We start from the raw sequence: 26,660 nt of genomic DNA, 5'->3' as shown, positions 1-26,660 counted from the left end.
AGCTCTTATTTGCAGATTCGAATCTAAACTAAACATGCTGCAGCATTAAATAAACCGAAAGTGAGTGAATTTAATGCAAAACAATAATTTTAATCAATTAACATCTCTAAAGGTAGAGTACGCTTTTCAAATTGACAGATATGAAGTCATTACTGCACGTACCTCCCAGCGTTTTTTAAAATTGGTTTTTAAAGTTTGGAATGAAAATGAAGACTTTGAAATTGATCAATTATATATGCTTTATGATGACAATAGTGCCCATTCTTCATTTTATGATTTTATTAGTCAATTTCGTCAGTTTGGAGAAGTCAAAGATGAAATTTTGGTACAAGATTTAATTGGTGAAAGAGGAACTTGCTATTTTAAAACCAATTTTTCAAATGGAAGGGTGTATCAAAAAATCGTATTAACATCTTGGGAGGGCAACATAAATGAATGAATTTATACAAGAATTTGAACTAAAAAAAATACATATACTTAATTGTCATGGCAGTCTCAAATCTTTAACGGAAAATATTAATGACTTGTCTTCCATTAGCCAACTTGCAGCTGCTGCAAGACAAGTAAAGAATATATCTCTAAAAAAGCTATTGGAACTTTTGTTATCTAAAAAAGTGGTTGATGAATTAGACTTCTCATTAATTCAAACCATTAATTCAGATCATGTGAAATTTTTAACATCTGAACTGCATCATGCGGTTCAGGTATCAAAAGCAATCCAAACAGGTTTTATTTATGAAGAAAAAAAGATAAAGTATCGATTTAATTCTAATTTATTTGCAGATTATTTTCTTACAAGAGTAAAAATGGTTTGTGATGAGAATGGTTTACTTTATGCTTATAGCAAACAGGGGGTATTTAAGTTATTGACAGATACGGAGATGGGGAGGCTTGTTCGAATATTAATGAATGAAGGATTAGAGCATAGTTGGCGAAGTAGTCATGAAAAAGAAGCCATTCAAGCTATTAAACGGGAATGTTTTTCAAAATCACAATTGGATTGCATGCGTGAATACGTTAATTTGCAAAATGGTATGTATTCATTAAAGGCTGGTTCGTTAGAAAAACATCACCCTAACTTCTTATCTACAGTTCAAATACCAATTAAATATGATGGCGAGGCAGATTGTCCTACATTTAAGCAATTTATTAAGGATATTACTTGTAATGATAAAGAATTGGAAAATGTAATACAAGAGTTAATGGGTTACTTATTGAGCCCAGAAATTAGATGTGAAAAAGCATTTTATTTTTTTGGTAGGGGTGCAAATGGAAAAAGTGTTTTGGCACGTATCATAGCTATATTAGTTGGTGAACAGAATGTGAGTAGTATTCCACTTTCTCATTTTAGTTCGGATTTTGGGCTAGAGGGTATCATAGGTAAAACCGTTAACATTGCACCTGAGAATGAAATGCGAGGTTCGCAATTAAATACGGAAGCATTTAAGGCTATTGTTAGTGGAGACGGGATGAATATTAATTTAAAATATAGACCTTCAATTACTAACTATAAGTCAAAATGTAGACTGGTGTTTTTGGGTAACGAGCTACCGGATACAAATGATTTAACAAATGGCTATTTTCGTAGGATGTGTATTATTCCTTTTAAACGTACATTTAGTGAGTCAGAACAAAACCGAGATTTACTAATGGAATTAACTGAAGAATTACCTGGTATTTTTAATTGGGCTATTGAAGGGCTCAAAAGATTAAGAGAAAACAACTATGTATTTAGCTGCTCATCGGTAATCAAAGAAGAGTTGAGGAAATACCGCTTATCGCAGAATCCAGTTCTTAATTTTTTTGAATCTATCGTTGTATATGATGCATCTTCTAAATTAAAACGTAGTGAATTATACAATCACTTTAAACTTTGGTGTGAGCAAAATGAGATTGATCGTATTCGCACACGCCAAAGGTTTTATAAGGACTTAATGAATGTGATAGATAGTAAGGAATTATCTATTGTGGAAAAACGAATTCAAGGTCATGAATACTTTGAAGGGATTAAATTAGAATCATTTTAACTAATTTAGTGGTCAAATTGGCTTTAAGCTGAAAAGTTTTAAAATTATGTTATTCATTTTTTTCGAAAAGTTTTTCGCCTTTTCTTTTTTGACCACTAAATGTAATAAGAGAAATTATAGATATATATTATAAAAGTGAGGCTTTGATAATGGAAAAAGAAAATATAAATGAAGTACTTGCTATTTTAACTTCAATGCTAATTAATTATCTAAAACAAGAAGGGGGAACTGATGCAAAATGATAGAGAATACGGAAACTAAAACTGTAGCAATTTACGCAAGAGTATCTACTATTGAACAAGCCGAAGAAGGTTACAGTATTGATGAACAATTACGTGTCCTCAATGAATTTTGTAAGAGTGAAGGATATTTGGTTTATGATGAGTACGTGGATAGAGGAATTAGTGGAAAAAATATTTCGGGGCGACCGGCAGTCCAGAGAATGTTGAATGATGCAGAACAAAAGAAATTTGAAGTAGTACTTGTTTGGAAAATGAATCGTTTGGCACGTAAAAGTTTGGACTTAATGAACATTGTTGAAAAATTAAATAGTAAAAACATCGCTTTTCGCTCGTATACAGAAAAGTATGAAACAGAAACCCCGCCTGGAAAATTACAATTTCAACTGATGGCTGCTATTGCTGAATATGAACGTAACAATATTGCGGAAAATGTAAAGATGGGGATGATAGCTAGGGCAAAGGAAGGACGTTGGAATGGTGGACAAGTGCTGGGATATGATGTTGTAGAGATATCAAGTGATAATAGGAAACGTAAAGATACGCATCTTGTTATCAATGAAAGAGAGGCAAATACTGTTCAGTTGATTTTTCAAATGTATGGTTCTGGACACGGTTATAAATCAATTGCTAACTGTATCAATAAAAAGGGATACCGAACAAAAAAGGGCAAAACTTTTTCATTGAATGCAATTAAAATAATTGTTACGAATCCAGTTTATGCTGGTTATATTCGATACAACGTTCGTAAAGATTGGAATGAGAAAAGACGAAATAATATCAATCCTAATCCGATCATTCAAAAAGGGGAACATGAACCAATCATTTCAGAAGAGGTGTGGCAAGTAGCCCAAAATGTTTATCAAAGTCGTTCATGTAAACCAAATCGTATACATGATGGTGAATTCCCACTAACAGGCATTATGAGATGTCCAGCTTGTGGGGCAGGAATGGTCATCAGCCCAACTACAAACACATTAAAAGATGGAACTAAACGAGTTCTTGAATACTATGTTTGTGGTTCGTGGAAAAATAAGGGTACACTAGTGTGCCGGTCAAATGGTGTACGAACGGAGTACGCAGATGCGTTTACATTAGATAAACTTCAACGATTGATGCATAGTGATAAACTTATTAAAGAGCTTGTAAAAAGTGTGAACAGTCGAAATGGAAAAAAATTTGCGCCGCTACAAAAGGAATTTGAAATGTACGCTAAACAGATGAATGAGGCGGAACAAAAGCTTTCGAAAACGTTTGATGCTTATACAGATGAGTTAATTTCCAAAGCAATGTATGTAGAAAAAGCGAAAAGATTAGAAGGACAAATACAAGAATTAAAAGAACTGATGGAACCTTTAAGAAAGCAAATACAAGGAAATACAGTGAAAGTTGTTTCTTATGAAATGATTAAAGAGGTATTATTAAATTTCTCAAAGGCTTTTCAAAATGCTTTAACTAGGGAACAACGAAAAAGGTTGTTACATTTACTCATTCATAAAATCACAATCAATGAAGATAGAAAAATTGAGAGTATCCAATTAAAATTTAATAATGAAGTATTAAAAGAACTGAAAATAGAGGTAGATGACTTGTCAAATGATAAGTCATCTACCTCTTTTTCAGTATTGATTGCTATTTAAAGGAGGTGATTACATGGATCCAATCAAACTTTTTACAGCAGGTCTAACACTGGCAGTAACAGTTTGTTTACAGGTCAAAAAGAATTTTTAGGAAAGGTGGAAGAGGTTGATGCGATGGTTTTTATGTGGATTTGGGGCGGGAGTAGTTATTGTTTATTTGTTTATAAATAAGTAAGGGAAAAGCACTTATTTAATTTTAAAGTGTTATTATTGTGGGGATAAAGGATAGAAACTAGAGGTGGAAAGATGAAAGAACTTCAGGGGTTTACAAAAGGATACCAGCGGGAGCTTAACTTTCATATCAAAGATAATTCTTATGAAAGATGTAAAACATCACTATTAACAAATCATATGTTACTAACAACAGAGGTAGCAGAGATCGCAGAATTATTAAGAGAGTTATTTGTAATAACAGAAAAGAAAATGCTTGAAGGTTATGCGGAGGTAGAAGCCTTTCAATTAGCAAAGGAACAAATTACGGAGGAGCTTGGAAAAGAAATTTCTGATTGTATTGCTTACTTGTGTAAATTAGCTAACTTCTTTGAAAGGGATATGGAGACAGATTTTTACTCTAAAATGGAAGAAGTAAAACAAAGGATGAATAAGTAGTGAAGTATGAAAAGATTCTTAACTGAAGTTAAAAATCTTTTTTATTATTATTTTTAATGAAGAAGTCATTCAACATTTTAACATTTGAGAGGGGGAGAGTTCATTATGAAATGATGAACTTTCTCCCTCTTTTCCTATTGTTATTGACTTATAAAAAGGAGTGAATAGTATATGAGCATTATTAGACTATTTAGGGATTATATTGAGGAACATCATCCACATCTTGCTGAGAAGGAATGGATAGTAGATATTAGAACATTATCAGCAACAATGATTCAAAATGAGGAAGTTAAGGCTATGATTCCGAATGAAATCAAAGATGAATTAAAGTGTTGGATATTCTACTATAATGGTGGTGTATCCAATATTGTTTATCTATTGCAAGATAAACGGGGTTTGCTAGATATTGGAATGGGTTTACTAAAAGATGGGGAATTAGTTAAGCCTATTAGCTTTGTTTAGGATACCTACAGATATATTTAGTGTAAAAGCTAATATGTTAATTAATTGAAAATAGGAGGAATACAGTTTATTCCTCCTTGTATAATTTTAGATTAAAGAGGTGAACAATATGACACCAATAGAGCTTATTTCCATAGGTATAAGGAAGTAGAAGTGTATTATTTAAAATATTGTCCAAAATTTATGTAAGTAGAGTGCTCTTATTGTAGGGGGAGTTTTCTTGTATAATAGAAACGGTTAGTGTTAAAGGGGGAGGGGAATTTTTTGCTAGTTATCGAATTAAAGGCTTCAATTAGGAAGTCTAAATTGCCATGGATAAAGGAAAAGGAAGTTGTAGCTATGATGAAAGAAATTTATATTGAAACTTGTTCTCATAGTATCAGCGATCCAGACTTTAATGAAACAAAGTATAATAACCATTTAAGAAAGTGTTGGAATAATTTAAATGAAAAAATGAGATCTTTGTATGATTCGAAGCAAATTATTGCTTATGATAAGAAGCAAGAGTTTGAATATTTTATATTTAAAGACATGCATAATGGATTAATAGGAAACGAAAGTAAGACCTTGTCAGTGATAATTTTGACGCAAAATAAGCAAATAGAGGATTCTATTTCTTCAGTTTTAGGAATAATTAAAGATAAGGTTAAGAAAAAAATATCATTTAAGTTTTTAACGTCTTCTAAATGTAAGATATATGCTTACGACTATTTGACAGGGGATATACATGGAGATAATTATGTGATTGAGACGGATTTAGAGAAAAATTCATTTATGTCTAAATCTGAATTTGTAAAATATGCTATCACACTTTTACTTTTTTTAATGAGTACCACATATTTATTTTCCAAATGGGATAAAATCACCTCAAATAGCAATGGTGTAGGGTTCCTTTTTAATTTACCATTAACGGTGAATTTAATAGCGGGAACTGGGCTAGTTCTATTAATCGATTTAATTTATTTATTTGTGAGGATGTTAAGTAATAGAAATATAATTGTTGTAAAAAACATTCAGGGAGTTATTGAGAGTTTCGATAATTCAGTAATGAGGGGACAACAAGTTGTTGAGGATATGCAAGAAGAAATAGGAATTATATAGGATAGAGGTGGAAATGTTCATGAAGGTTCCCTTAATAAAGGTAATTCAAAAAAAAGAAGAGATTTACATATCAAAATTAAAAGTAAAAGAATTAAAAAAGTTAGTGGTATTAAATTTTAGATATCCATATTTAGAAACTTTAAAAGATCGGGAACAACAAAAATTTGTAGAGTATCTAGAAGGTATAGAGAAAAGGGGCCTTCGAGTGTCTTATGGGCCTGAACGTGTACAGAGACAGTTACAATTGCTTAAATTAGAATCTATAGCAAAATATATTAGGCAAAGCGACAATTTTTTGCCTAATGCGCTAATTTTAGGTTGCTTTAATAAAAAAATTGAAAACAGGAGTATAGAAGAGGATTATGAATCTTTTATAGATCCTGTAAATGAAGAGTTAGGTATGTATAAAATTGAACTTAATGAAGATTATGAACTAACAGCAATTGATGGGCAGCATAGACTAGCTGGATTATTTAGTAGTGAAGATAAAGATATTGATAACATGGAACTTCCTATCGTATTATTATTTGGAGTATCCCTATCGACTTCAGCAAAGGTATTTGTGGATATTAACTCGACGCAAAAAGCAGTTGATAAATCCTTGATATATGATTTAGCACCAATGTTAGATTCAAATCAAGCTATGAAATTAAATAATAAAGAAATTGAAATTGTACAAAATTGTCACCGTATTTGTATTACGCTATATAACAATGAAAAATCACCTTTATATAAACAAATTAGAATGTTAGGTACAGGTGAAGGGGCGGTCTCGCAAGCATTCTTGGTAGAAGAAATCTACCCATTAGTGTATAATGGGATACTTTCTAATTATGACCTTAGTACTCAGTTTAATATTTTATTGAACTACTTTAATGCCATTAGGGAAGTTTTCCCAGATGACTGGCCTGTGTCCATAGGAGATATAAACCTAAGTGAAAAAGCGCACTATGTTTTGAAAGAGAAAAAATCACAGCTTCCTAAAACATTAGGAATTGGTGCAATGTTAAAGGTATTTCCACGAATTTTTAACCAAGTAGATAAACAAATTCCTGAAAACAAGGACGACAAAACATATTATAGAAAACTAAAGAGTTTATTTATAGAGGAACTACAAAAAATACAGGGTAAGATAGTTTGGTCACAGGCGGATCATAAAGAGGCCATAGAGCAAGGAAAAGAAGTGATATATATTGAAGGGTCGAATAGAGTGGCTATTAATAATTTAGCTGAGGAGATTTTGAAGGTTATAAATTTGTACAATTAAATAAACCTCACTTACTCCTATTACGGTGAACCGTATCATAAGTAAGATATTCTATGTAAAATAAAGGTAGGACACTGATATTATCATATTTATTTTATTATGCCTATAACTGGAGGCTATGTGAATGGTAAGTGATCAGACGAGATATTCTAGGCTCGCGAATATAACAAAAATAATAAATACGAAATTAGAACTACGTGAAGTATTGCAGCGTGTGACAATGGCGATATCAGAGGAGATTGTTAGGTGCGATGCTGTTGGAATTTATTTACCACAGGAAGATGGAACATTTAGAGGGTTTGCAGGAAAACCAGAGACCATAAATGGCGTAACGCTCGATACTCAGGTAATTGATCCTGAAATAGACTTACTGGCAAAAGAAGTTATTGAAACGAAAAAAACCATCTATATTCCTGATACCTCAAAGGATCATCGACCAGATCCGAGACCAGTTGATGCGTTTAAAATTAAGTCCTTATTAGCTCTGCCTATCTCATTTAGGCAAGAGTTATTTGGTCTGTTTTTTTTATTTGATTATGGGATTCCGATGAACTTAACAGATTCAGAAATTCAAAGTGTTGAAGCTTATGTAAATATGGCCGCGGTCGCAATTCAAAACGCAAATAATTTAACACAAAAGGAAAACCTTATTGCTGAGAAGCAGCTGTTACTAAATGTTACCCGTGATTTATCAATGTGTTCTTCGATACAGGAGAGTTTTGATAAATGCTTTTTTTACTTAGAACAGATTTTAGAGAGTAAAAATATGACTGCCCATCTTCTAGATCCGCTAGATAAAACAACGATTAAAACAATGAAATTAAGTAAGGGCTGTGATTGGACAGAAGCGGATCGGACAGAGAAAAGCTATGAAGCCAAGATCCAAGAGGTTATTCAAACAAAAAATATAGATAGTAAGGATCTATTGATGATTCCATTGGTTTCAGTGGGAGAAGTATTAGGGGTAATCGTCGTTGGCAAAGAAGGAAAAGCTCACAATTACGATAATTCTCAAATTCAACTAGCAAAATCTATCGTTGATGCCACAGCCCCTACGTTTTCAAATTTGTTATATATGGATCAACTAGAAAGCATAGTGAAAGAGCGAACGGGAGAGCTAGCTGCTGCTAATGAAAAAGTTACAAGTGTGATTGAATGTATTACGGATGGATTCTTTACTTTAAATAATAAATGGGAATTTACGTACGTAAATAAGCACCAATATTTTCCGCAAAGAAAAACAGCAAAAGATGTATTAGGAAAGAATATATGGGATGTTTTCCCGAGTGACATCGACACAGTTATGTATAAGGAATTTCATCGTGCGATGTCAGAGCGAACTACAGTTCATTTCGAATTTCTTTCTACTGCAGATGAATATTGGCACGAAGTTATTGCATACCCGTATGATGATGGTATTTGCTGTATTTTTAAAAACATAACGGAAAAAAAGAAATATGAACAGGAATTGAAAAGATTATCTAACATTGATTTAATAGGGCAAATGGCAGCAGGTATCAGCCATGAAATTAGAAATCCAATGACAACGGTACTAGGATTTTTGCAGTTATTAAAAGAAGAGAATACCTATGAGAAACATAATAAGTACTTTCATTTAATGATTGAAGAACTTAACCGTGCCAATTCTATTATTACTGAATTTCTCTCAATGGGTAATACAAGGAAATTAGATTTGCAGATGTTAGATTTAAATTCAATTATCCGCGATATTATCCCTTTAATAAAGATTGATACGTATAATCAAAATAAATATATTCAAGTCGATACAAATGACATTCCGGAATTACTTTTAAATCGTAATGAGATACGGCAATTATTAATGAATCTATATCGTAATGGCTTAGAAGCGATGAATACAGGGAAAGTTCTAACCATTAGCACCTACAAGGAAGGTCAAAATTGTGTGGTGCTTGCAGTGCACGATCAAGGAAAAGGTATCAGGCCTGAAGTCTTAGAGAAACTGGGTACGCCATTTTACACGACCAAAGATAATGGAACTGGATTGGGGTTAGGTGTATGTTATGCCATTGCTGCCCGCCATAATGCAAAAATAGAAATTCAAACAGGATCGGAAGGCACTACCTTTTTTGTTAAATTCAATTATAAAGATAATAAAAAGTAAACTTATTTAGATTAGTTACGGTGAACTGTATCATAAATATTGATCCGAAATTAATCATGCCTTGTGTACCAACATGAAGTATTATTGGCTGTATATTGAATAAAAAATATAATCAAGAAAAAAGCACTTATCTTTACAAGATAGAGTGCTTTTTTATACGCATTTTATTATTTTAGATTTAACCGATATGTAATGAAGATGTACAGTAAATATGGGGGTATGCAAGTGCCTGGTGAAATCAAGTATACTCAATATAGGAAAAAAGAAGTATTAGATGTACTTAGGGGGGATTAACATATTTAAGGAAGATATGAAAAAAATATTGGCATCATTACTAAAAAATCCATTAGTAATAATCGTATACTGGATTTTTTGTTATGAGTTAGCTTTATTATGTATGTATGGGAGAATGAATAATAATATTTATATTTGGTTATTATCTATAGCATTTCTAATACTTATCATTATATTTACTACAATTAAAATTGTGAAAAATAGGGAACGCGAATCATCCAAATTATTAAATGTAAAGGGATGGAAATACATTTCTGTTCTAATACTTATCCTTATAACGTCTTTTTATGGGATAAAAATTTATAAAAGTGCAACGAATTATGGCGGTAAACTAGCATGGTTTATAGAAAGCGTAAAAAACGAAAGATCAGTTAAACTTGAGCGTGATAATATATATAAGTATGGTGTAGAGGGCATTTTTGAAGATATAAATAAGAAATATACTTTGCCAAAGAAGTTATATATGTCGGATGATTTTACTTTGGAATTTAAATCAGATGGAACAATTACATCATTTGATACTTTTCTTTATGGGAAAAATGCTGCTGGAAAAGAGGAAAGCTACTTAATATCTTATAATAAAAATAAATCAAAAGATATTTTTGTAGGATTAAATGGGTATGTTAACGCTGATTATAATGAAGATAAATTAGTAAAACCTTTAATTAAAACAGTTCAAGCCATTCCAGTTAAACAAACTGTAAGTAAGTGGAATGAAGATAAGTATGGGCTGGTCTATTATGGGAAAAGGAACTGGGGTTACAACAGAGAAGGAATTATTAATATTAATAAAGATGGGAAATTAGAGAAGCTTGAAGAAGCAAAGTCCGAAATAATTGGATATACGGTATCTATATTTATCCCTGGAAAAGAGAAAGAGGTAGTACCTGCTAGATATAATTTACTAGGTGACCCAAATTGGAGTAAGGAAAGTAGTTCTAAAAAGAAAAAGAAGAATTTAACTAATAATAATGAGCAATTTTACTTTTCAAAAGAAGTTGGTTATAAACTAGATGTCACAGATAAAGCATTAGGGAGCACCTTTTATTCACTAAGCAAGACAATTGATGGAGGGGAAACATGGGGAGTTATAAATGAAGACCCGTTCAATGAAGCGGTAGGTAGTGCATCAGGAATCATCTTTTTTAATGAAAAGCTCGGATTTTTAAGGGCAGCCAGACCCTCTGGAAATGAAGGGAGGTTATACCGTACAGATGATGGGGGTATAACTTTTAAAAAGTTGAGCTATACAAATTATGAAGTGAAACTAGAAAGTGGACAGGCAATAAATCCGTTTGATTTTCCTAATATGCCTTATGAGAAGGATGGAGTTTTTAACATGCTAGTAGGGCAAGGAGCAGATGGAGACTACAATGGTAATAGTAGTATACTTTATCAATCAAAAGATCAAGGTGAAACATGGGAGTATGTAAAAGAGGTTAAAGATAATTAATAGTGGGAAAGACCATTGGACAAAAATTACCGATGGTCTTTTAAACATTATTAGATGGTATGTACATTTCCTAAAATAAGTATGTTTCTATTTCTATAAAAATATGCTGTAATATGAAGAGGAAAAAGTATAAGTAGTTAGAGAAGTGAGGAATTAAAGGTGAAGAAGTTTAAGAAGTTTTACTTGGAGATTACGAGTGTGTGTAATCTTGCGTGTAGCTTTTGTCCGCCGACGGAAAGGCAGAAGCAATTCATTTCTGTAGAGGATTTTGCTAAAAGATTAGACCAAATTAAACCTCACACAGACTACATTTATTTGCACGTGAAGGGTGAGCCGTTGCTCCATCCGAAAATAGATCAGCTATTAGACTTAAGTCATGAAAAAGGGTTTAAAGTTAATATTACAACGAACGGAACGTTAATTAATAAGAGAAGGCATAGGCTGTTAAATAAGCCCGCGTTAAGACAAATGAATTTTTCACTGCATAGTTTTGATGGACACCCAGGTTCGCAAGATAAAGAGGGCTATGTAAGGAGTATACTTTCCTTCATTAGGGAAGCGACAAGTCAATCAGATTTAATTGTATCGTTAAGGTTATGGAATTTAACTCAGGATAATAAAACAAATGCTGAAATCCAGAAAAATAGAGAGTTATTATCCATAATTGAAAATGAATTTGATCTATCTTATCAGATTGAAGAGAAGCTTACACCAGGAAAAGGTATAAAAATTGCAGAACGTGTCTTTATTAATCAAGACTATGAATTCCAGTGGCCAGCATTACATGAAGAAGAGGATGATGGGAAAGGATTTTGTCATGGACTTCGTAATCAGGCAGGAATTTTAGCGAATGGGACGGTTATTCCTTGTTGTTTAGATGGTGAAGGGATTATTAACCTTGGAAATATTAATAATGATTCATTTTCTAACATTATAGAAGGTGAAAGAGCAACAAACATTGTCGATGGATTTTCAAAAAGAGTTGCGGTTGAAGAGCTTTGTAGGAAATGTGGATATCGTAAAAGGTTTGGGAAGTAAATATGAAATAAGCCCTCATAAAGCGAGGGCTTATTTTTTATTCTTGATAAGAATGCTCTAATTCATCAATTAATGAACCAACGTAAGAAACAGCTTTACGGATTGCATCTGATTTTGACATATCTACTCCGGCATGTTTCATTAGTTCAAGTGGTTTCATTGTACCACCAGCGCGAAGCACATCTAACCAGCGATCAATAGCAGGTTGTCCTTCCTCTTTAATCATTTGAGCTATTGCAGTAGCTGTAGTGAGGCCTGCGGAATATGTGTAAGAATATAGACCCATATAATAATGAGGCTGACGCATCCAAGTTAAGCCCGCACCTTCATCGATTTCTACAGAATCTCCCCAGAATGTCGAAAGGACATTTGTTTTAATTTCAGTTAAAGTTGTAGCTGTAAGGGCCTGTCCTTCTTCTGCTAGAGCATATACCCTACGTTGATATTCACCCTCAAGTAAATGAGTAACAAAGTTGTGATAATATGTGCCGAGTAGTTGTAGAATGACCCATCTGCGCATTCTCTTATCGTCAGTAGTCGCTAGTAAATGCTGAGCTAATAGTAATTCATTCATAGTTGATGGTGCTTCAACAAAGTACATAGATGGGCGTACGTTCATGATACGTTGGTTTTTATTTGCTAAATAGAAATGACCAGCATGTCCAAATTCATGTGCTAATGTGAAGCATCCACGCATCGTATTTTGCCATGTAATTAAAATATAGGGATGAGAGCCGTATGGACTTGAGCAAAATGCCCCGGTTGATTTGCCTACGTTATCTGCAAGATCTACCCATCTTTCTTTGAATCCTTTTTGGATTATTGAACTATATTCATCGCCTAATACTTTTAAAGAATCTTGAATGAGCGTGCCTGCTTCTTCATAAGTAATAGCTGGATTAAATTCGGGATCTAAAGGTGCATGTAAGTCGCAGAAAAGCATTTGATCGAGTCCTAATACTTTCTTTTTTAACTCTGCAAAACGGCGCATATGAGGTGCTAATTCTTTATAAATAATATCAAGTTGGTTGTTATACATTTCAAGTGGAACTCTTTGTGGTTCTAATAGCATATGGGTAACGGATTCATATTTACGTAAACGAGAAAGTGTTACTTGTTTTTTAACTTCAGTAGCATATGTTGTGGCAATTGTATTTTTATATTGTTTTAGTGTGGAAACAAATGATGAATATGCTTTTCGACGTATATATGTGCTTGGAGAAAATTCATATTTGCTTTCAAATAATGAGAATGAAACAGGGAGTTCGTTTCCTTGTTCGTCTTGTATAGAAGTGAAATCCATATCGGCCAATTTAGTCATGCCGTAAATTTTGTATGGAGAACTATGAACTTCGCCAAGTGCAGCAAGTGCTTCTTCTGTTTCAGGAGAGAGAGTGTGCTGCCTTTTTTTGAGTATCTCTAGTAACGACTTACGGAAAGGTTCAAGTTTTGTTTCGTCAGTTAAATATTTTTCAATTGTTCCTTCTTCAAGTGAGAGAATTTCATTATGGATAAAGGATAGTGCAGTATGTACTTTCGTCCATAAAGCAGAAATTTTGGAAGAGTTCGCTTGAATAACTGGATTTGTACGATCAGTAGATTCTTTTAAATTTGCATATGAATACAGTTTTGTTAACTTCATTAAAAGCTCTTCTTCTAAAAGTAGGCAATTTAATAAAGTTGTGGAGTTGGTATGTAAACGTCCTTTAAATGTATCAAGTTTCTGTATATCATTTTCTAATACGTTTAATGCGGTATGCCATTCGGCATCAGAATTATACAAATCGGATAAATCCCATGTTAGTTCAGCAGGCACCTCTGCGCGATTAAGGCGATTTTCCATTACATTTTTCAAGTCTATCTCCTCCTCATTAAGACTATTTAAAAACATGATACTAGAAAATTCAGTAAAATAAAAATATTTTATGTTTTTATATATTAAAAAGAAGGACAAGCACTTTTATGCTTGTCCTTCTTTTTAAATTTAAGAATTAATATACTTTATCGCCGTTGAAAATCGAGTTTTTCACGACAACATAATCTACAGTACGAATAGCATCTAATTTTGTTCCGCCAGCGTAAGAGATAGAAGATTGAAGATCTTGTTCCATTTCGATTAACGTATCTTCTAAAGAACCTTTATGCTCAACGAACATTTTCTTACCTTCAACGTTTTTCTTCTCACCCTTTTGGAATTCAGAAGCAGAACCGAAGTATTCTTTATAAAGTTTGCCATCTCTTTCGATTGTTTCCCCTGGAGACTCTTCGTGACCAGCGAATAGAGAACCGATCATGACCATAGTTGCCCCAAATCGAATAGATTTAGCTACGTCGCCGTGTGTACGAATACCACCATCAGCGATAATTGGCTTACTTGCAGCTTTTGCACACCAGCGAAGTGCAGCTAGCTGCCAACCACCAGTTCCGAAGCCTGTTTTAATTTTAGTAATACAAACTTTACCAGGTCCAATACCAACTTTTGTTGCATCAGCACCAGCATTTTCTAATTCTCTTACCGCTTCTGGAGTTCCAACGTTTCCAGCGATAACGAAGCTCTCTGGTAAATGTTTTTTTATATGTTGAATCATGTTGATCACAGCATTAGAATGACCGTGTGCGATATCAATCGTGATATATTCAGGTGTAATTTGCTCAGCAGCTAATTGTTGTACGAATTCATATTCGTCCTCTTTTACACCAACGCTGATAGAAGCGATTAATCCACGTGATTGCATATCTCTAATGAATGAGATTCGTTTCTCTGGTTGGAAACGATGCATGATATAGAAGTAATTGTTTTCAGCTAAATAAGTTGCGATTCTTTCATCAATAATCGTTTGCATATTTGCAGGCACGACAGGTAATTTAAATTTATGTTTTCCTAAAGTGACAGTTGTATCACATTCAGAGCGGCTATTTACAATACATTTTGCAGGAATTAATTGAATATCTTCATAGTCGAATACGTTTTCCATCATTTACACCCCTAAAATACGAATATTTTATTTTTATTAATCAAAAATGTTCGTCCATAGGATAATTTACATTATTTTTATTAAGAAGTCAAAGGATTTCTTAACATTTTTTGAAAAACTAGATGTTACATCTGAAAAATAACGTTAAAAACGAATTTAAAATGTATTTTTATTTATATTGTTCGTTTATGGTAAAGATTGAAAAATTGAGATAATTATATAAGGTTGTATGTATTCTTTTTATTTTTTTGGAGTGGGATGGAGGATACCATGAAAGAGTCAATGCTAACAATACGAGAAAAAGATGTTATCAATTAGTTGAACAATATATGAAATGATAAGGTTTATTTCTATATAAAAAGAGGAATCTGGTATGAACCACCTTTTTATGTAAGGTTTCAAGTATAATAAGTAGGGTAATAGTAACGTATACAAAAGATAAAAAAGAAAATAATACATAATAAAATGAGGTTAATATATGAGTAAAAAAAGTTTTTCTGATTATAAATTAAGTAAGGAAATTGTAAGGGCACTTACTGGGTTAGGATATGATCATCCAACAGAAGTACAAGGTGAGGTTATTCCAGTCGCATTACAAAAGAAGGATCTTGTTGTGAAGTCTCAGACTGGAAGTGGAAAAACAGCTTCATTTGGTATTCCACTTTGTGAAATGGTGGAGTGGGAAGAGAATAAACCACAAGCATTAGTTTTAACACCAACGAGAGAGCTTGCGGTGCAGGTAAAAGAAGATATTACAAATATAGGTCGATTCAAAAGGATTAAGGCTGCGGCAGTTTATGGGAAATCTCCATTTGCACGTCAAAAATTAGAATTAAAGCAAAAGACACACATTGTAGTTGGGACTCCTGGTCGTGTATTGGATCATATTGAGAAGGGTACCCTTTCTTTAGAGTGTTTGAAGTATTTAGTTATTGATGAAGCAGATGAGATGCTAAATATGGGCTTTATCGATCAAGTAGAGGCAATTATTGATGAATTACCTACAAAAAGAATGACAATGTTATTTTCAGCAACACTTCCAGAAGATGTTGAAAAATTGTCTCGTACATATATGAATTCACCAACTCATATTGAAATTAAAGCAGCTGGGATTACAACGGATAAAATTGAACATACTCTTTTTGAGGCGATAGAAGACGAGAAGTTTTCACTACTTAAAGATGTAACAATGATTGAGAATCCTGATAGTTGTATTATTTTCTGCCGTACACAAGAAAATGTAGATCATGTATATAGACAGCTAAAACGAGCTAATTATCCTTGTGACAAAATACATGGTGGTATGGTACAAGAAGATCGTTTTGAAGTCATGGATGATTTTAGAAAAGGAAAATTCCGTTATTTAGTAGCAACAGACGTAGCTGCGAGAGGAATTGATATTGATAATATTACACATGTTATTAATTATGATATTCCACTTGAAAAAGAAAGCTATGTACATCGTACTGGAAGAACGGGACGAGCTGGAAATAGTGGAAAAGCTATTACATTTATAACACCATATGAAAATAGATTTTTAGAAGAGATTGAGGATTATATTGGTTTTGAAATTCCAAAGGCAATTGGACCTTCAAAAGAAGAAGTTATGAAAGAGAAAGCTGCATTTGAAGAAAAGATACATGCTAAACCAATTATTAAGAAAGATAAAAATGCGGACATAAACAAAGGCATTATGAAGCTGTACTTTAATGGCGGGAAGAAAAAGAAAATTAGAGCGGTAGATTTCGTCGGTACAATTGCTAAAATTAAAGGTGTTACAGCAGAAGATATAGGCATTATTACGATACAAGATAACGTTTCTTACGTTGAAATATTAAATGGAAAAGGACCACTTGTCTTGAAAGTCATGAAGACTACAACGATTAAAGGGAAACAATTAAAAGTTCATGAGGCAATTAAGTAAATAAAAAACTATCCACTTTAATAGGTGGATAGTTTTTTATTTATGATTTTTTCAAATCATCAACTAGTTGCTCTGCTAAACGTCTATACATATTACTCATAGTCACGAAGGATGTTAATAGTAGAAATTTTTCTAGCTTTGTACCTTCTAAGGAAGAAATCTTATTTACTTCTGTAACACGTTTATTTACGTCTTGTTTAAAGTTTTCGACATTGCTTGCAGTAAGAGCAAGATAATTTTTATATAACGCATTTAATTCAAATGAATCATCGTTTAATAAGGAGTCATTTATATTTTCTAATGAACTTTTTATGTCGTTAATGGAGAGAGCTCCCTTTAATTGGTAAATCAGGCTAATTAAAATCATATGCTCTTTTGAATACTTTTTATTTTTGATAGGGATGAATAGTTTCCCTTTTGCGTAATTATTAATCATCGTTTTTGTTAATACTTTTTCATCATCAGTTCTCGTTGTATCTGCATAAGTATTCTCAAATAGTTGGACAACTTGGTCTACATATAAGTCAACATTTGGAATATCCTCAAGTTTAATATTTTTTTCTAAATGTAATGTCTCAAGTAATTCATTTATATTTTCCACGTAGAATCCCTCACTTTTATAACTTAGTGGAACTTAATGTTTAATATATCTTTAAATATGGTATTACGAAACGAATGAATTGTAAATGTTGACCTTAAAAAGAAATGTGTATATAATTACATGTAGTTATCAAAACTATATGTAATTATATGAGGGGTGTTATTATGAATACTTATGTAAGGGAACCAGTTAACGCATTTACTCACTTAGGTGGAGCGATCTTATCATTTATTGCCTTATTAGCTATGCTTGTGAAAGTTTCTATTAAGATGCCATCATTTGCTGCAATTACAGCTGTTATTTTGTTTGGTATTGGAATGATGGTCCTTTATGCGGCGTCAGCTGTGTATCATAGTGTTGTGGCCAATGAACGTGTTATTTACTTCTTTAGGAAGCTAGATCATTCTATGATTTTTATATTAATTGCAGGTACATATGCACCCTTTTGCTTAATTACATTAAATTCAGCAAGTGGTTTGCTATTATTTTGTTTAGTCTATGCAACTGCGATTTGTGGTATTGTGTTTAAAATGTTTTGGTTTAATTGTCCAAGATGGTTATCGACAGCAATTTATATTACGATGGGTTGGTTAATTGTTTTGTTCTTTGCACCGTTAGCTGAGAATTTAAGTACAGGAGGTATTGTTTTCTTAGTACTTGGGGGCATTTTTTATACAATTGGTGGATTTATTTATGGCACAAAGCCAAAATGGCTAGAGTTTAAATATATGGGACATCATGAAATTTTTCATGTTTTTGTATTATTAGGTAGTCTTGCGCATTTTCTAAGTGTATATTGTTACGTAATTTAATAAAAAAAACGCCACATAATTTTTATTATGTGGCGTTTTTTTTATTACCTGATTAGAATCGTATATGTTATAAAATTATTATGGGATAAAATGTAAGTTTCTGTGTTCGCATGTTAAACATAGGATAAGAAATATGTGATATACTTTGAGAAGTTTATAATGAATGAAATATGGAGGACTATAATTATGGCAATACTTGTAACAGGTGGAGCAGGATATATTGGTAGTCATACATGTGTAGAATTACTAAATAGCGGTTACGAAGTTATAGTAGTGGATAATCTTTCGAATAGCTCGGTAGAATCCATAAATCGAGTGAAAGAAATAACAGGAAAACAATTTAAGTTTTATAAAGAAGATGTTTTAAATCGCGAAGCGCTTGACGCAATTTTTGAAGAAAATGTAATTGAAGCAGTTATTCACTTTGCAGGATTTAAAGCTGTAGGGGAGTCAGTAGCGATTCCATTAACATATTATCATAACAACATTACAAGCACGTTAGTGCTATGTGAAGTAATGCAGAAACATAATGTAAAGAAGATGATCTTTAGTTCATCTGCAACTGTATATGGTATCCCGGAAACGTCACCGATTACGGAGGAGTTTCCATTAAGTGCAACAAATCCATATGGTCAAACGAAATTAATGATTGAGCAAATTATGCGTGATGTAGCATTTGCAGATGCAGAATGGGGTATCGCATTACTTCGCTATTTCAATCCATTTGGTGCACACGAAAGTGGGCGTATCGGAGAAGATCCAAATGGAATCCCAAATAACTTAATGCCATATGTAACGCAAGTAGCAGTAGGTAAGTTAAAAGAATTAAGTGTATTCGGAAATGACTATCCAACGAAAGATGGAACAGGAGTCCGTGATTACATCCATGTTGTGGACTTAGCAAATGGTCACGTAAAGGCGCTTGAGAAAGTAATGAGTACAACAGGAGTAGATGCTTATAACCTGGGCACAGGCATGGGCTATAGTGTACTAGAGATGGTTGAAGCATTTGAAAAAGTTTCGGGCAAGAAAGTTCCTTATAAAATCACAGAGCGTCGCCCAGGTGATGTGGCAGTATGTTTTGCTGATGCATCGAAAGCAAAGCGTGAATTAGGCTGGGAGGCAACACGCGGATTAGAAGAGATGTGTGCAGATTCTTGGAAATGGCAATCAAATAATAAAAATGGCTATTTAGAAGTTTAATGATGAATAAAAAAATGACCTTTGCTTAAAAGCAAGAGGTCATTTTTTATATTCATTTTTTATTAAGTTTATTACCTAACCTAGAAAAGAACGTTCCCTGTTTTATAGGAATATTTGACTGGCAACACGTGTAGGAATCGATACTTTCAATATTAGTAAAGGTATTGATTATTAAGTATGCGCTCTATTTCTCGTCTTAGAACGAAAGTGTATTTAATATAGCCTAGTAGTAAGTGAATAAAGATTGAAAAGTGCTACAAAGGTATTGTTATAAATAAGGAAAATTATCGGAAAGGATATAGATGAGGGATCAACTGCCTGTAAAACCCCAACTGATTAAAGTTTTATTTTATGATCAGCCAGCAACACAAGAGCAATTTCAGCGAGCATATGTAAATTTATTAAAAGAAATTAAAGGTTTTGATTCAAGCCTATTCCTTATACAAAATTGAGGATTTGAAACAATCAAAAACTGTTAAGGGTTACTATCGCGTTTTAGGTCCGTAATACAATTTTCTCATAAGAAAGAATGTATTACGGACCACCACCTATTACATAATAGGAGGAATTAATGAATTCGAACAAGTTGTTTGTGATATACTGTGTTTCCCTCTTGACTTGTATATGGTGGGAGACTTCGTCCGAAACAATTTGCAATAATATTGGAGTGAGCGGGATAAGAAATACGTATTTCATACAAATCAATAGTTTCATCTAAATTAGCATAAAAGACTGCGAGATGATTGCCTTGTAAAACATATGGGAATTCTACTTCTGCATTTTCACCAATTAATACAGGTAACTTTACAGGATTAGAATAATTAGACCAATCCCACACTTCTATATTTACATAGTGAGCGTAATATGCATCTAAATTTACAATGTTTATGACCGCTGAAATAGTTGCAGGTTCTCTTGTTAATACACCTGTAGAGTGAAAAACAGAATGATTTGGATAATGAAGAGGCATAAATATCAAACCTTTCTTAAAATGATAGGATTTTACAATATCTTATGCTAGAAGGTAGTAGAATGAGATAGAGGAATGTATTATTTTATTCATTTTTTATGGAAATTGAAAGCGTATTATTGAAATGTATTCCAACACTTGTATCATCGCTAGAGTCCGTTTATAATCAAGGAATCCTAGTTCATGTTTTGATAGGATTATTTATTATTGAAAGCGTTTTAAGTTCGCTCCTTTTTAAGGTAGGAGGTCTGACTTATACAGATGAAAAATTATGTATGTAGTTTTAAATGGGAAGAAAAATAATATAAGTATCACTTTATAGTGTGGGGAGGTTAAAAGTGTGAAAGGTAAAGATTTTCACACGAGTATATATGGGTTATGTAGGATTATTACTTTCAGGGGCAGCTTTATTTTTAAATAGTCTTGTTATATTAGGGAAAGCAGAGATGAAAAGTGCGGGTGTTTTTAATTTATTTGTGGGTGCACTACAAATTATTATTCCGTTTTATTTGATCATGATTTCTGACCAAAGCAATTGGACAGTGTATTCATATGCGGCTACTTTCTTATTTGGATTAACCTATTTATATGTAGGTGTTACTTTTATAAAGGGAATGGATAGTAGTGGTCTAGGATGGTTTTGTATTTGGGTAGCAATTATAGCCTTATTCTATATGGTTGTTTCATTTGTTCAATTTCATGATGTTGTTAATGCGTTAACATGGTTTATGTGGGCATTACTTTGGTACTTATTCTTTGTGCTAAATACACAAAAAAAGAATATTAATCAATATCTCGGACGAATCGCCTTCGTACAATCATGGGTAACATTGACTTTACCTTCACTATTTTATTTTATGGGAGTGTGGGGAGAGGGATTTGTATATGAACTATGGGTTTATGTATCAGTAATTTCTATTTTGTACTTTTGTTATTGTATTTTTAAATATAGAGTCCGTTAATATATTATCTGCATAAAAGCATGGAATCGTTAAACTGATTTCATGCTTTTTTTTATAGTAGCCTTTTATAATAAAAGAAGTAGTATTTTATAAATTGCAAAAATGGGGATGATGAAATTGAAGAAAGTGTTGGTGCTAGGAGGAACAAGATTTTTTGGTAAACATTTAGTAGAGTACCTTTTGCAAGCTGGACACGATGTAACAATTGCCACGAGGGGAGTTACTGAAGATTCTTTTGGTAACGCAGTAAAAAGAATAATTGTCGATAGAGAAGATGGAAAACTACTAGAAGAGCGTCTAGAAGGAAAAAGTTATGATATTGTATACGATAATTTATGCTATAGTTCAAATGCAGCGAAAATGGTATGTGAAGTTTTGAAAGGAAAAACGAAGAAGTATATTATGACATCTTCAATGGCTGTCTATGAACCTGCATTAAGCTTGTTAGAAGAGGACTTTAATCCATACGAATATGCAATTACATATGGAGATAGGAATGATTTTAATTATAGTGAAGGAAAGCGATTAGCCGAAGCGGTTTTATTTCAATATGCAACATTCCCAGTCGTTGCAGTGCGTTTTCCAGTTGTTATTGGAGAAAATGATTATACGAAAAGGTTACAATTTTACGTTGAATGTGTTGTGAACCAAAACCCTATCGTTGTGGATCATGTAGATGGAAATTTGTCATTTATACATGAAAAAGAGGCAGGAGAGTTTCTAGCTTGGTGCGGAATGGAAAATGTGAAAGGACCAATTAACGCCTGTAGTAACGGGGCAGTTTCTACGGAAGAAATTATTCATTTCATAGAAGAGAAGACGGGAATAAAAGCACTTATCCAGGAAGCTGGGGAAAATATAGCTCCTTATAATGAGGTAACTAACTGTACGTTACATAATGGAAAGGCTCGTGAATTTGGATTTTTGTTCCGAGAGCTGAAAATAGAAATAAAAAATGTTTTAAAACATTATATAAATACAATGAAGTAATCATAAATCCCCCGGTGGCAATCCGGGGGATTCTGGAGGATTTCGACAATACTGATTTTACATTACCAAATTTACCTTATACGTACGACTAATGTTTTTGCGATTGAATTGCTTGTAAATACTTCTCGTTTACTTGGTCCCAGTTTACTGTATGCCACCAGTTGGTAACAAACTCGGGGCGCCGATTTTGATACTTTAAATAATAAGCATGTTCCCATACATCAATTACGAGTAAGGGGATTTTTCCTTCTTGCAAAGGCGTATCTTGATTTGGTGTACTCATAACAGAGAGTTCCTCACCGTCAAGAACAAGCCATCCATAGCCACTTCCAAAACGACTAATAGCTGCTTTGGAAAGTTGATCTTTTAAGTTGTCAAAGGTATTGAAATAATAATCAATTACTTTTGCAACGTCTCCATTAGGCTCACCGCCACCTCGTGGGCTCATCACTTCCCAAAAAAGACTATGACAATAGTGACCACCACCGTTATTTCGTACAGCTGTAACAATTTCCTTCGGTAAAGCATCTAAATTACATAGCAATTCTTCTAAAGATTTATTATGTAATTCAGTATAATTTTCTAAAGTAGCATTTAAATTGTTTACGTATGTCGCATGGTGCTTTCCATGATGAATGGAAAGTGTATTGCTATCGATATGTGGCTCTAGTTCATCATAGTCATATGAAAGCTTTGGCAATTGAAATGAAGACATAACATTCCCTCCTTTCTATTCAAAAGTTGGTCTAGGTAAAAAAACTTTACCTGAGTCAAAAATACACTCATTTTCTATGGAAGTCAATAGTAAGTTCGTTAATTTTCTGAAAAATATTACAATAAAAGTAACACTCTCGCTTTCATTTGTGACTCCTATCCTTTTTGCTTATACTGTAAAGTATCAGGGTTTTGTTGAAATAGAAGGAGATTGTTTATGAGTGAAACGAAACAATTAATAGAGGAAGCAAGTAATTTTATTACGATTTGTTATAAAGAGCTTCATAAAGAACAATTGATAGAAGAACGTATAAAAGAAATTCAAATTGAGGTAGAGAAGACAGGGACATATGAGCATACATTTGAAGAACTTGTTCATGGTTCACGAATGGCATGGCGTAACAGTAATAGATGTATTGGAAGACTATTTTGGAGTAAGATGCACATATTAGATGCGCGCGAAGTAAATGATGAAGAGGGTGTATATAATGCATTAATTCATCATATTAAATATGCAACGAACGACGGGAAAGTTAAACCAACCATTACGATTTTTAAGCAATATCAAGGTGAGGAAAATAATATACGAATTTATAATCACCAATTGATTCGATATGCAGGATATAAAACAGAAATGGGAGTGATCGGTGACTCTCATTCCGCTACATTTACGGACTTTTGTCAGGAGCTTGGCTGGCAAGGAGAAGGTACGAATTTCGATGTATTGCCACTTGTGTTTTCTATAAACGGGAAGGCGCCTACATATAAAGAAATTCCGAGGAAAGAAGTAAAAGAAGTGCCAATTGAACACCCAGAATACCCTATTTCATCACTTGGAGCAAAATGGTATGGGGTTCCAATGATCTCGGATATGTGCTTAGAAATTGGCGGTATTTCTTATACAGCTGCTCCGTTCAATGGATGGTATATGGGAACAGAAATTGGGGCGCGCAACTTAGCGGATCATGATCGTTATAATTTACTTCCGGCTGTTGCGGAGATGATGGATTTAGATACATCGAGAAACGGTACGTTATGGAAGGATAAGGCGCTAATTGAGTTGAATATTGCCGTACTACACTCTTTTAAAAAACAAGGAGTTAGTATTGTTGATCATCATACTGCTGCACAACAATTTCAGCAATTTGAGAAGCAAGAAGCTGCTTGTGGTCGTGTTGTAACAGGTAATTGGGTGTGGCTTATTCCACCATTATCTCCAGCTACCACTCATATTTATCACAAACCGTATCCGAATGAAATTTTGAAGCCAAATTTCTTTCATAAATAATATTTAGTGCAGTTTTTTCTGCAAAATATAATTTTTTTAATTACTGTTATGTAGCAAATGGAAGCCTTTACTCTCGGTTATTTTTGGAAGAGGATTTTTGAACCAAGGAGTTCCTTATGTTATAATCAAATTTCTGTTTCGAAGACCTTATAGAAATATAAGGTCTTTTGTTTTGCTTTTTTATGTAAGAGAAAGAGATTTTTTCTTTTTAATAAGGGATTTGGCATATTTTTAGGGACAACATAAGTATGTGGGAAGTCGATAAAATGTTATGCATATATAATTATTGTGTTTTGGGTTTAAACAATAAAACATAATAAAGTTGTTTTTTTAGATTGCTGAGGAAGGAGGAATTGTAAATGAGGATGAAGAGTCGAAAAACTGATTGGCCTGTATTTATTATTAGCGGTGGTTCACTTTTATTATTTGTAATTGCAGTTTTTTTGAACAAGGATTATGTAGAGAGTGCGATTAATAACAGTTTCGCTTTTTCAATTAAATATTTTGGTGCCTTCTGGCAAGTTTTATTATTAGGTACATTTATTGTTGCGATGTGTATGGCGTTCTCCAAATATGGGAGAGTTAAACTTGGGGGATTAGAAAAACCTGAGATTAGTACGGCAAAATGGCTTGCTATTATTATGTCTACATTACTTGCCGGAGGTGGCGTTTTTTGGGCAGCAGCAGAGCCAATGTACCATTTGATGACGGTGCCACCAATACATGATGGTATATCTGCTGGAACGAAAGAAGCAGTCATGCCTGCTTTAGCACAAAGTTATATGCATTGGGGATTTTTAGCATGGACGATTTTAGGTACAATTAGTGCGGTAGTTATGATGTATGGACATTATCATAAAGGTATGCCGCTAAAACCTCGAACGCTTTTATATCCTATTTTTGGGGAAAAATTAAGAAAGAGCCTGCTTGGAACGATAATTGATGCAGCTGCAATTATTGCAGTAGCTGCAGGTACAATTGGCCCCATTGGATTTTTAGGTTTACAAGCAAGTTATGGATTACAAGAATTATTTGGAATTTCTGATGTGTTTACTACTCAATTGGCAATTATTGTTTGTGTAGTGGCCGTGTCTACCATATCGGCAGTAACAGGTATTGATAAAGGGATTCAAATTATAAGTAATTTAAATGTTAGATTAGCAATTTTGTTAATGGCATTCATATTACTATTTGGGCCAGGTGGATTTATTATTGATTCGTTTGTTTCTTCGTTTGGATTTTATGTAAGTGAGTTTATACCGATGAGCACATACCGTGGTGATACAAGTTGGTTAGGATCTTGGACAATCTTTTTCTGGGGATGGTTTATTGGATACGGACCAATGATGGCAATTTTAGTGAGTCGAATTTCAAGAGGGAGAACGATTCGAGAAATCATCGTTGCAATTGGAATTATCGCACCTATTATTACAACGTTTTGGTTTACTATATTAGGTGGATCAGGTGTGTTTTATGAGTTAATGAATCCTGGTTCTATCTCGGACGCATTAAGTGAATCTGGTATGCCGGCAGCTATGATTGCAATTACAGGGCAATTGCCACTTTCTAATATTATTGGACCAGCATTTCTTTTATTAACAATTTTATTTGTAGTGACAACAGGAGATTCAATGGCGTATTCCATTTCAATGGCAGTGACTGGAGACGGAGATCCTAGAATTAGTTTGCGAATTTTTTGGTCGCTTATTATGGGAGCAGTTGCAGCAATTCTTTTATATATGGGTGAAGGAAGTATTAATGCGCTACAATCGTTTATCGTAGTGACGGCAGTTCCGGTATCAATTTTATTATTCCCAATGCTATGGTTAGCGCCTAAAGTTGCGGGAGAATTAGCATTAAAACAAGGTATTGTAAAAGAAGAAGATAAAACTGCATTCTTATTTCAGAAGGCTAGTAAATCAAAATAAATAAAAACGTAAAAGAGGAA

Annotated in this window: 22 protein-coding genes; 17 read left to right on the top strand and 5 right to left on the bottom strand. The window is 33.3% G+C overall.

All coding sequences use genetic code 11. The annotated features are described in order from the left end of the window. Nucleotides 1-73 precede the first annotated feature (73 nt). The 10 genes from BCG9842_RS27050 to BCG9842_RS27005 all read left to right on the top strand — a co-directional run bounded on the left by BCG9842_RS27050 (nt 74) and on the right by BCG9842_RS27005 (nt 12,273). Nucleotides 74-439 (top strand): hypothetical protein, encoded by a 366-nt coding sequence (locus BCG9842_RS27050; protein ID WP_001180664.1) that lies wholly within the window; start codon nt 74-76, stop codon nt 437-439. Beyond that, nucleotides 432-2,027 (top strand): DNA primase family protein, encoded by a 1,596-nt coding sequence (locus tag BCG9842_RS27045; RefSeq protein ID WP_015945944.1) that lies wholly within the window; start codon nt 432-434, stop codon nt 2,025-2,027. Before BCG9842_RS27050 ends, BCG9842_RS27045 begins: the two co-directional genes overlap by 8 nt. Before the next feature lie 238 nt (nt 2,028-2,265). Continuing rightward, nucleotides 2,266-3,906 carry a recombinase family protein gene (locus BCG9842_RS27040; RefSeq protein WP_000572220.1) on the top strand — a complete coding sequence of 547 codons (1,641 nt, stop codon included), beginning with the start codon at nt 2,266-2,268 and terminating at the stop codon, nt 3,904-3,906. Nucleotides 3,907-4,152: 246 nt separating this feature from the next. Further along, nucleotides 4,153-4,515 (top strand): hypothetical protein, encoded by a 363-nt coding sequence (locus BCG9842_RS27035; RefSeq protein WP_000661452.1) that lies wholly within the window; start codon nt 4,153-4,155, stop codon nt 4,513-4,515. A 171-nt stretch (nt 4,516-4,686) separates the two neighbouring features. Further along, nucleotides 4,687-4,977 carry a hypothetical protein gene (locus tag BCG9842_RS27030; protein WP_000022654.1) on the top strand — a complete coding sequence of 97 codons (291 nt, stop codon included), beginning with the start codon at nt 4,687-4,689 and terminating at the stop codon, nt 4,975-4,977. A 264-nt stretch (nt 4,978-5,241) separates the two neighbouring features. Further along, nucleotides 5,242-6,078 carry a hypothetical protein gene (locus BCG9842_RS27025; RefSeq protein ID WP_000960166.1) on the top strand — a complete coding sequence of 279 codons (837 nt, stop codon included), beginning with the start codon at nt 5,242-5,244 and terminating at the stop codon, nt 6,076-6,078. A gap of 19 nt (nt 6,079-6,097) precedes the next feature. Continuing rightward, a complete protein-coding gene (locus BCG9842_RS27020) occupies nt 6,098-7,345 on the top strand; it encodes a DGQHR domain-containing protein (RefSeq protein ID WP_000867879.1) in 1,248 nt (415 codons plus the stop codon). A 124-nt stretch (nt 7,346-7,469) separates the two neighbouring features. Then, entirely contained in the window at nt 7,470-9,488 is a 2,019-nt protein-coding gene (locus BCG9842_RS27015; RefSeq protein ID WP_000253120.1) for a GAF domain-containing sensor histidine kinase, read from the top strand. A 274-nt stretch (nt 9,489-9,762) separates the two neighbouring features. Continuing rightward, nucleotides 9,763-11,235, top strand: a complete 1,473-nt coding sequence (locus BCG9842_RS27010) for a WD40/YVTN/BNR-like repeat-containing protein (protein ID WP_000280571.1) — start codon at nt 9,763-9,765, stop codon at nt 11,233-11,235. A gap of 159 nt (nt 11,236-11,394) precedes the next feature. Next, a complete protein-coding gene (locus BCG9842_RS27005) occupies nt 11,395-12,273 on the top strand; it encodes a radical SAM/SPASM domain-containing protein (protein WP_000713633.1) in 879 nt (292 codons plus the stop codon). Nucleotides 12,274-12,310: 37 nt separating this feature from the next. Here BCG9842_RS27005 and pepF read toward each other — a convergent pair whose 3' ends face one another. Further along, nucleotides 12,311-14,128: an oligoendopeptidase F gene (gene pepF, locus BCG9842_RS27000; RefSeq protein WP_000800235.1), complete on the bottom strand. Its 1,818-nt coding sequence runs from the start codon at nt 14,126-14,128 to the stop codon at nt 12,311-12,313. 136 nt (nt 14,129-14,264) lie between these two features. Next, a complete protein-coding gene (gene guaC / locus BCG9842_RS26995) occupies nt 14,265-15,248 on the bottom strand; it encodes a GMP reductase (RefSeq protein WP_000432438.1) in 984 nt (327 codons plus the stop codon). Between the two features lie 478 nt (nt 15,249-15,726). On the opposite strand from guaC, the gene BCG9842_RS26990 reads away from it, so the two are divergent. Next, a complete protein-coding gene (locus tag BCG9842_RS26990; protein WP_000039346.1) occupies nt 15,727-17,172 on the top strand; it encodes a DEAD/DEAH box helicase in 1,446 nt (481 codons plus the stop codon). Nucleotides 17,173-17,212: 40 nt separating this feature from the next. Here the strand turns inward: BCG9842_RS26990 and BCG9842_RS26985 are convergent, their stop codons facing one another. Further along, nucleotides 17,213-17,773 (bottom strand): DUF1836 domain-containing protein, encoded by a 561-nt coding sequence (locus tag BCG9842_RS26985; protein WP_000427875.1) that lies wholly within the window; start codon nt 17,771-17,773, stop codon nt 17,213-17,215. Nucleotides 17,774-17,937: 164 nt separating this feature from the next. Between BCG9842_RS26985 and trhA the strand changes: the two genes are divergently transcribed. Further along, nucleotides 17,938-18,585, top strand: a complete 648-nt coding sequence (gene trhA, locus BCG9842_RS26980; RefSeq protein WP_001099726.1) for a PAQR family membrane homeostasis protein TrhA — start codon at nt 17,938-17,940, stop codon at nt 18,583-18,585. Nucleotides 18,586-18,771: 186 nt separating this feature from the next. Further along, nucleotides 18,772-19,788 carry a UDP-glucose 4-epimerase GalE gene (gene galE, locus BCG9842_RS26975; protein WP_000996551.1) on the top strand — a complete coding sequence of 339 codons (1,017 nt, stop codon included), beginning with the start codon at nt 18,772-18,774 and terminating at the stop codon, nt 19,786-19,788. A 568-nt stretch (nt 19,789-20,356) separates the two neighbouring features. Here the strand turns inward: galE and BCG9842_RS26970 are convergent. After that, nucleotides 20,357-20,758 (bottom strand): hypothetical protein, encoded by a 402-nt coding sequence (locus BCG9842_RS26970; RefSeq protein WP_001128270.1) that lies wholly within the window; start codon nt 20,756-20,758, stop codon nt 20,357-20,359. Between the two features lie 371 nt (nt 20,759-21,129). Here BCG9842_RS26970 and BCG9842_RS26965 point away from each other — a divergent pair, with 371 nt between their 5' ends. Further along, on the top strand, nt 21,130-21,720 hold the full coding sequence (locus tag BCG9842_RS26965; RefSeq protein ID WP_000542567.1) for an AmiS/UreI family transporter: 591 nt from the start codon (nt 21,130-21,132) through the stop codon (nt 21,718-21,720). Between the two features lie 102 nt (nt 21,721-21,822). Continuing rightward, entirely contained in the window at nt 21,823-22,710 is an 888-nt protein-coding gene (locus tag BCG9842_RS26960; RefSeq protein WP_015945943.1) for an NAD-dependent epimerase/dehydratase family protein, read from the top strand. A gap of 88 nt (nt 22,711-22,798) precedes the next feature. On the opposite strand, the gene sodA is transcribed toward BCG9842_RS26960, so the two are convergent. Next, entirely contained in the window at nt 22,799-23,425 is a 627-nt protein-coding gene (gene sodA / locus BCG9842_RS26955; RefSeq protein ID WP_000094037.1) for a superoxide dismutase [Mn], read from the bottom strand. A gap of 216 nt (nt 23,426-23,641) precedes the next feature. On the opposite strand from sodA, the gene BCG9842_RS26950 reads away from it, so the two are divergent. Both BCG9842_RS26950 and BCG9842_RS26945 read left to right on the top strand, forming a co-directional pair. Then, nucleotides 23,642-24,712, top strand: coding sequence for a nitric oxide synthase oxygenase (locus tag BCG9842_RS26950; protein WP_000005086.1), 1,071 nt, complete (start codon nt 23,642-23,644; stop codon nt 24,710-24,712). Nucleotides 24,713-25,071: 359 nt separating this feature from the next. After that, a complete protein-coding gene (locus BCG9842_RS26945; protein WP_001242450.1) occupies nt 25,072-26,640 on the top strand; it encodes a BCCT family transporter in 1,569 nt (522 codons plus the stop codon). Nucleotides 26,641-26,660 lie beyond the last annotated feature (20 nt).

The sequence above is a fragment of the Bacillus cereus G9842 genome (assembly GCF_000021305.1).
Taxonomy (GTDB): domain Bacteria; phylum Bacillota; class Bacilli; order Bacillales; family Bacillaceae_G; genus Bacillus_A; species Bacillus_A thuringiensis_S.
This window is presented reverse-complemented; position numbering and strand designations above follow the sequence as displayed.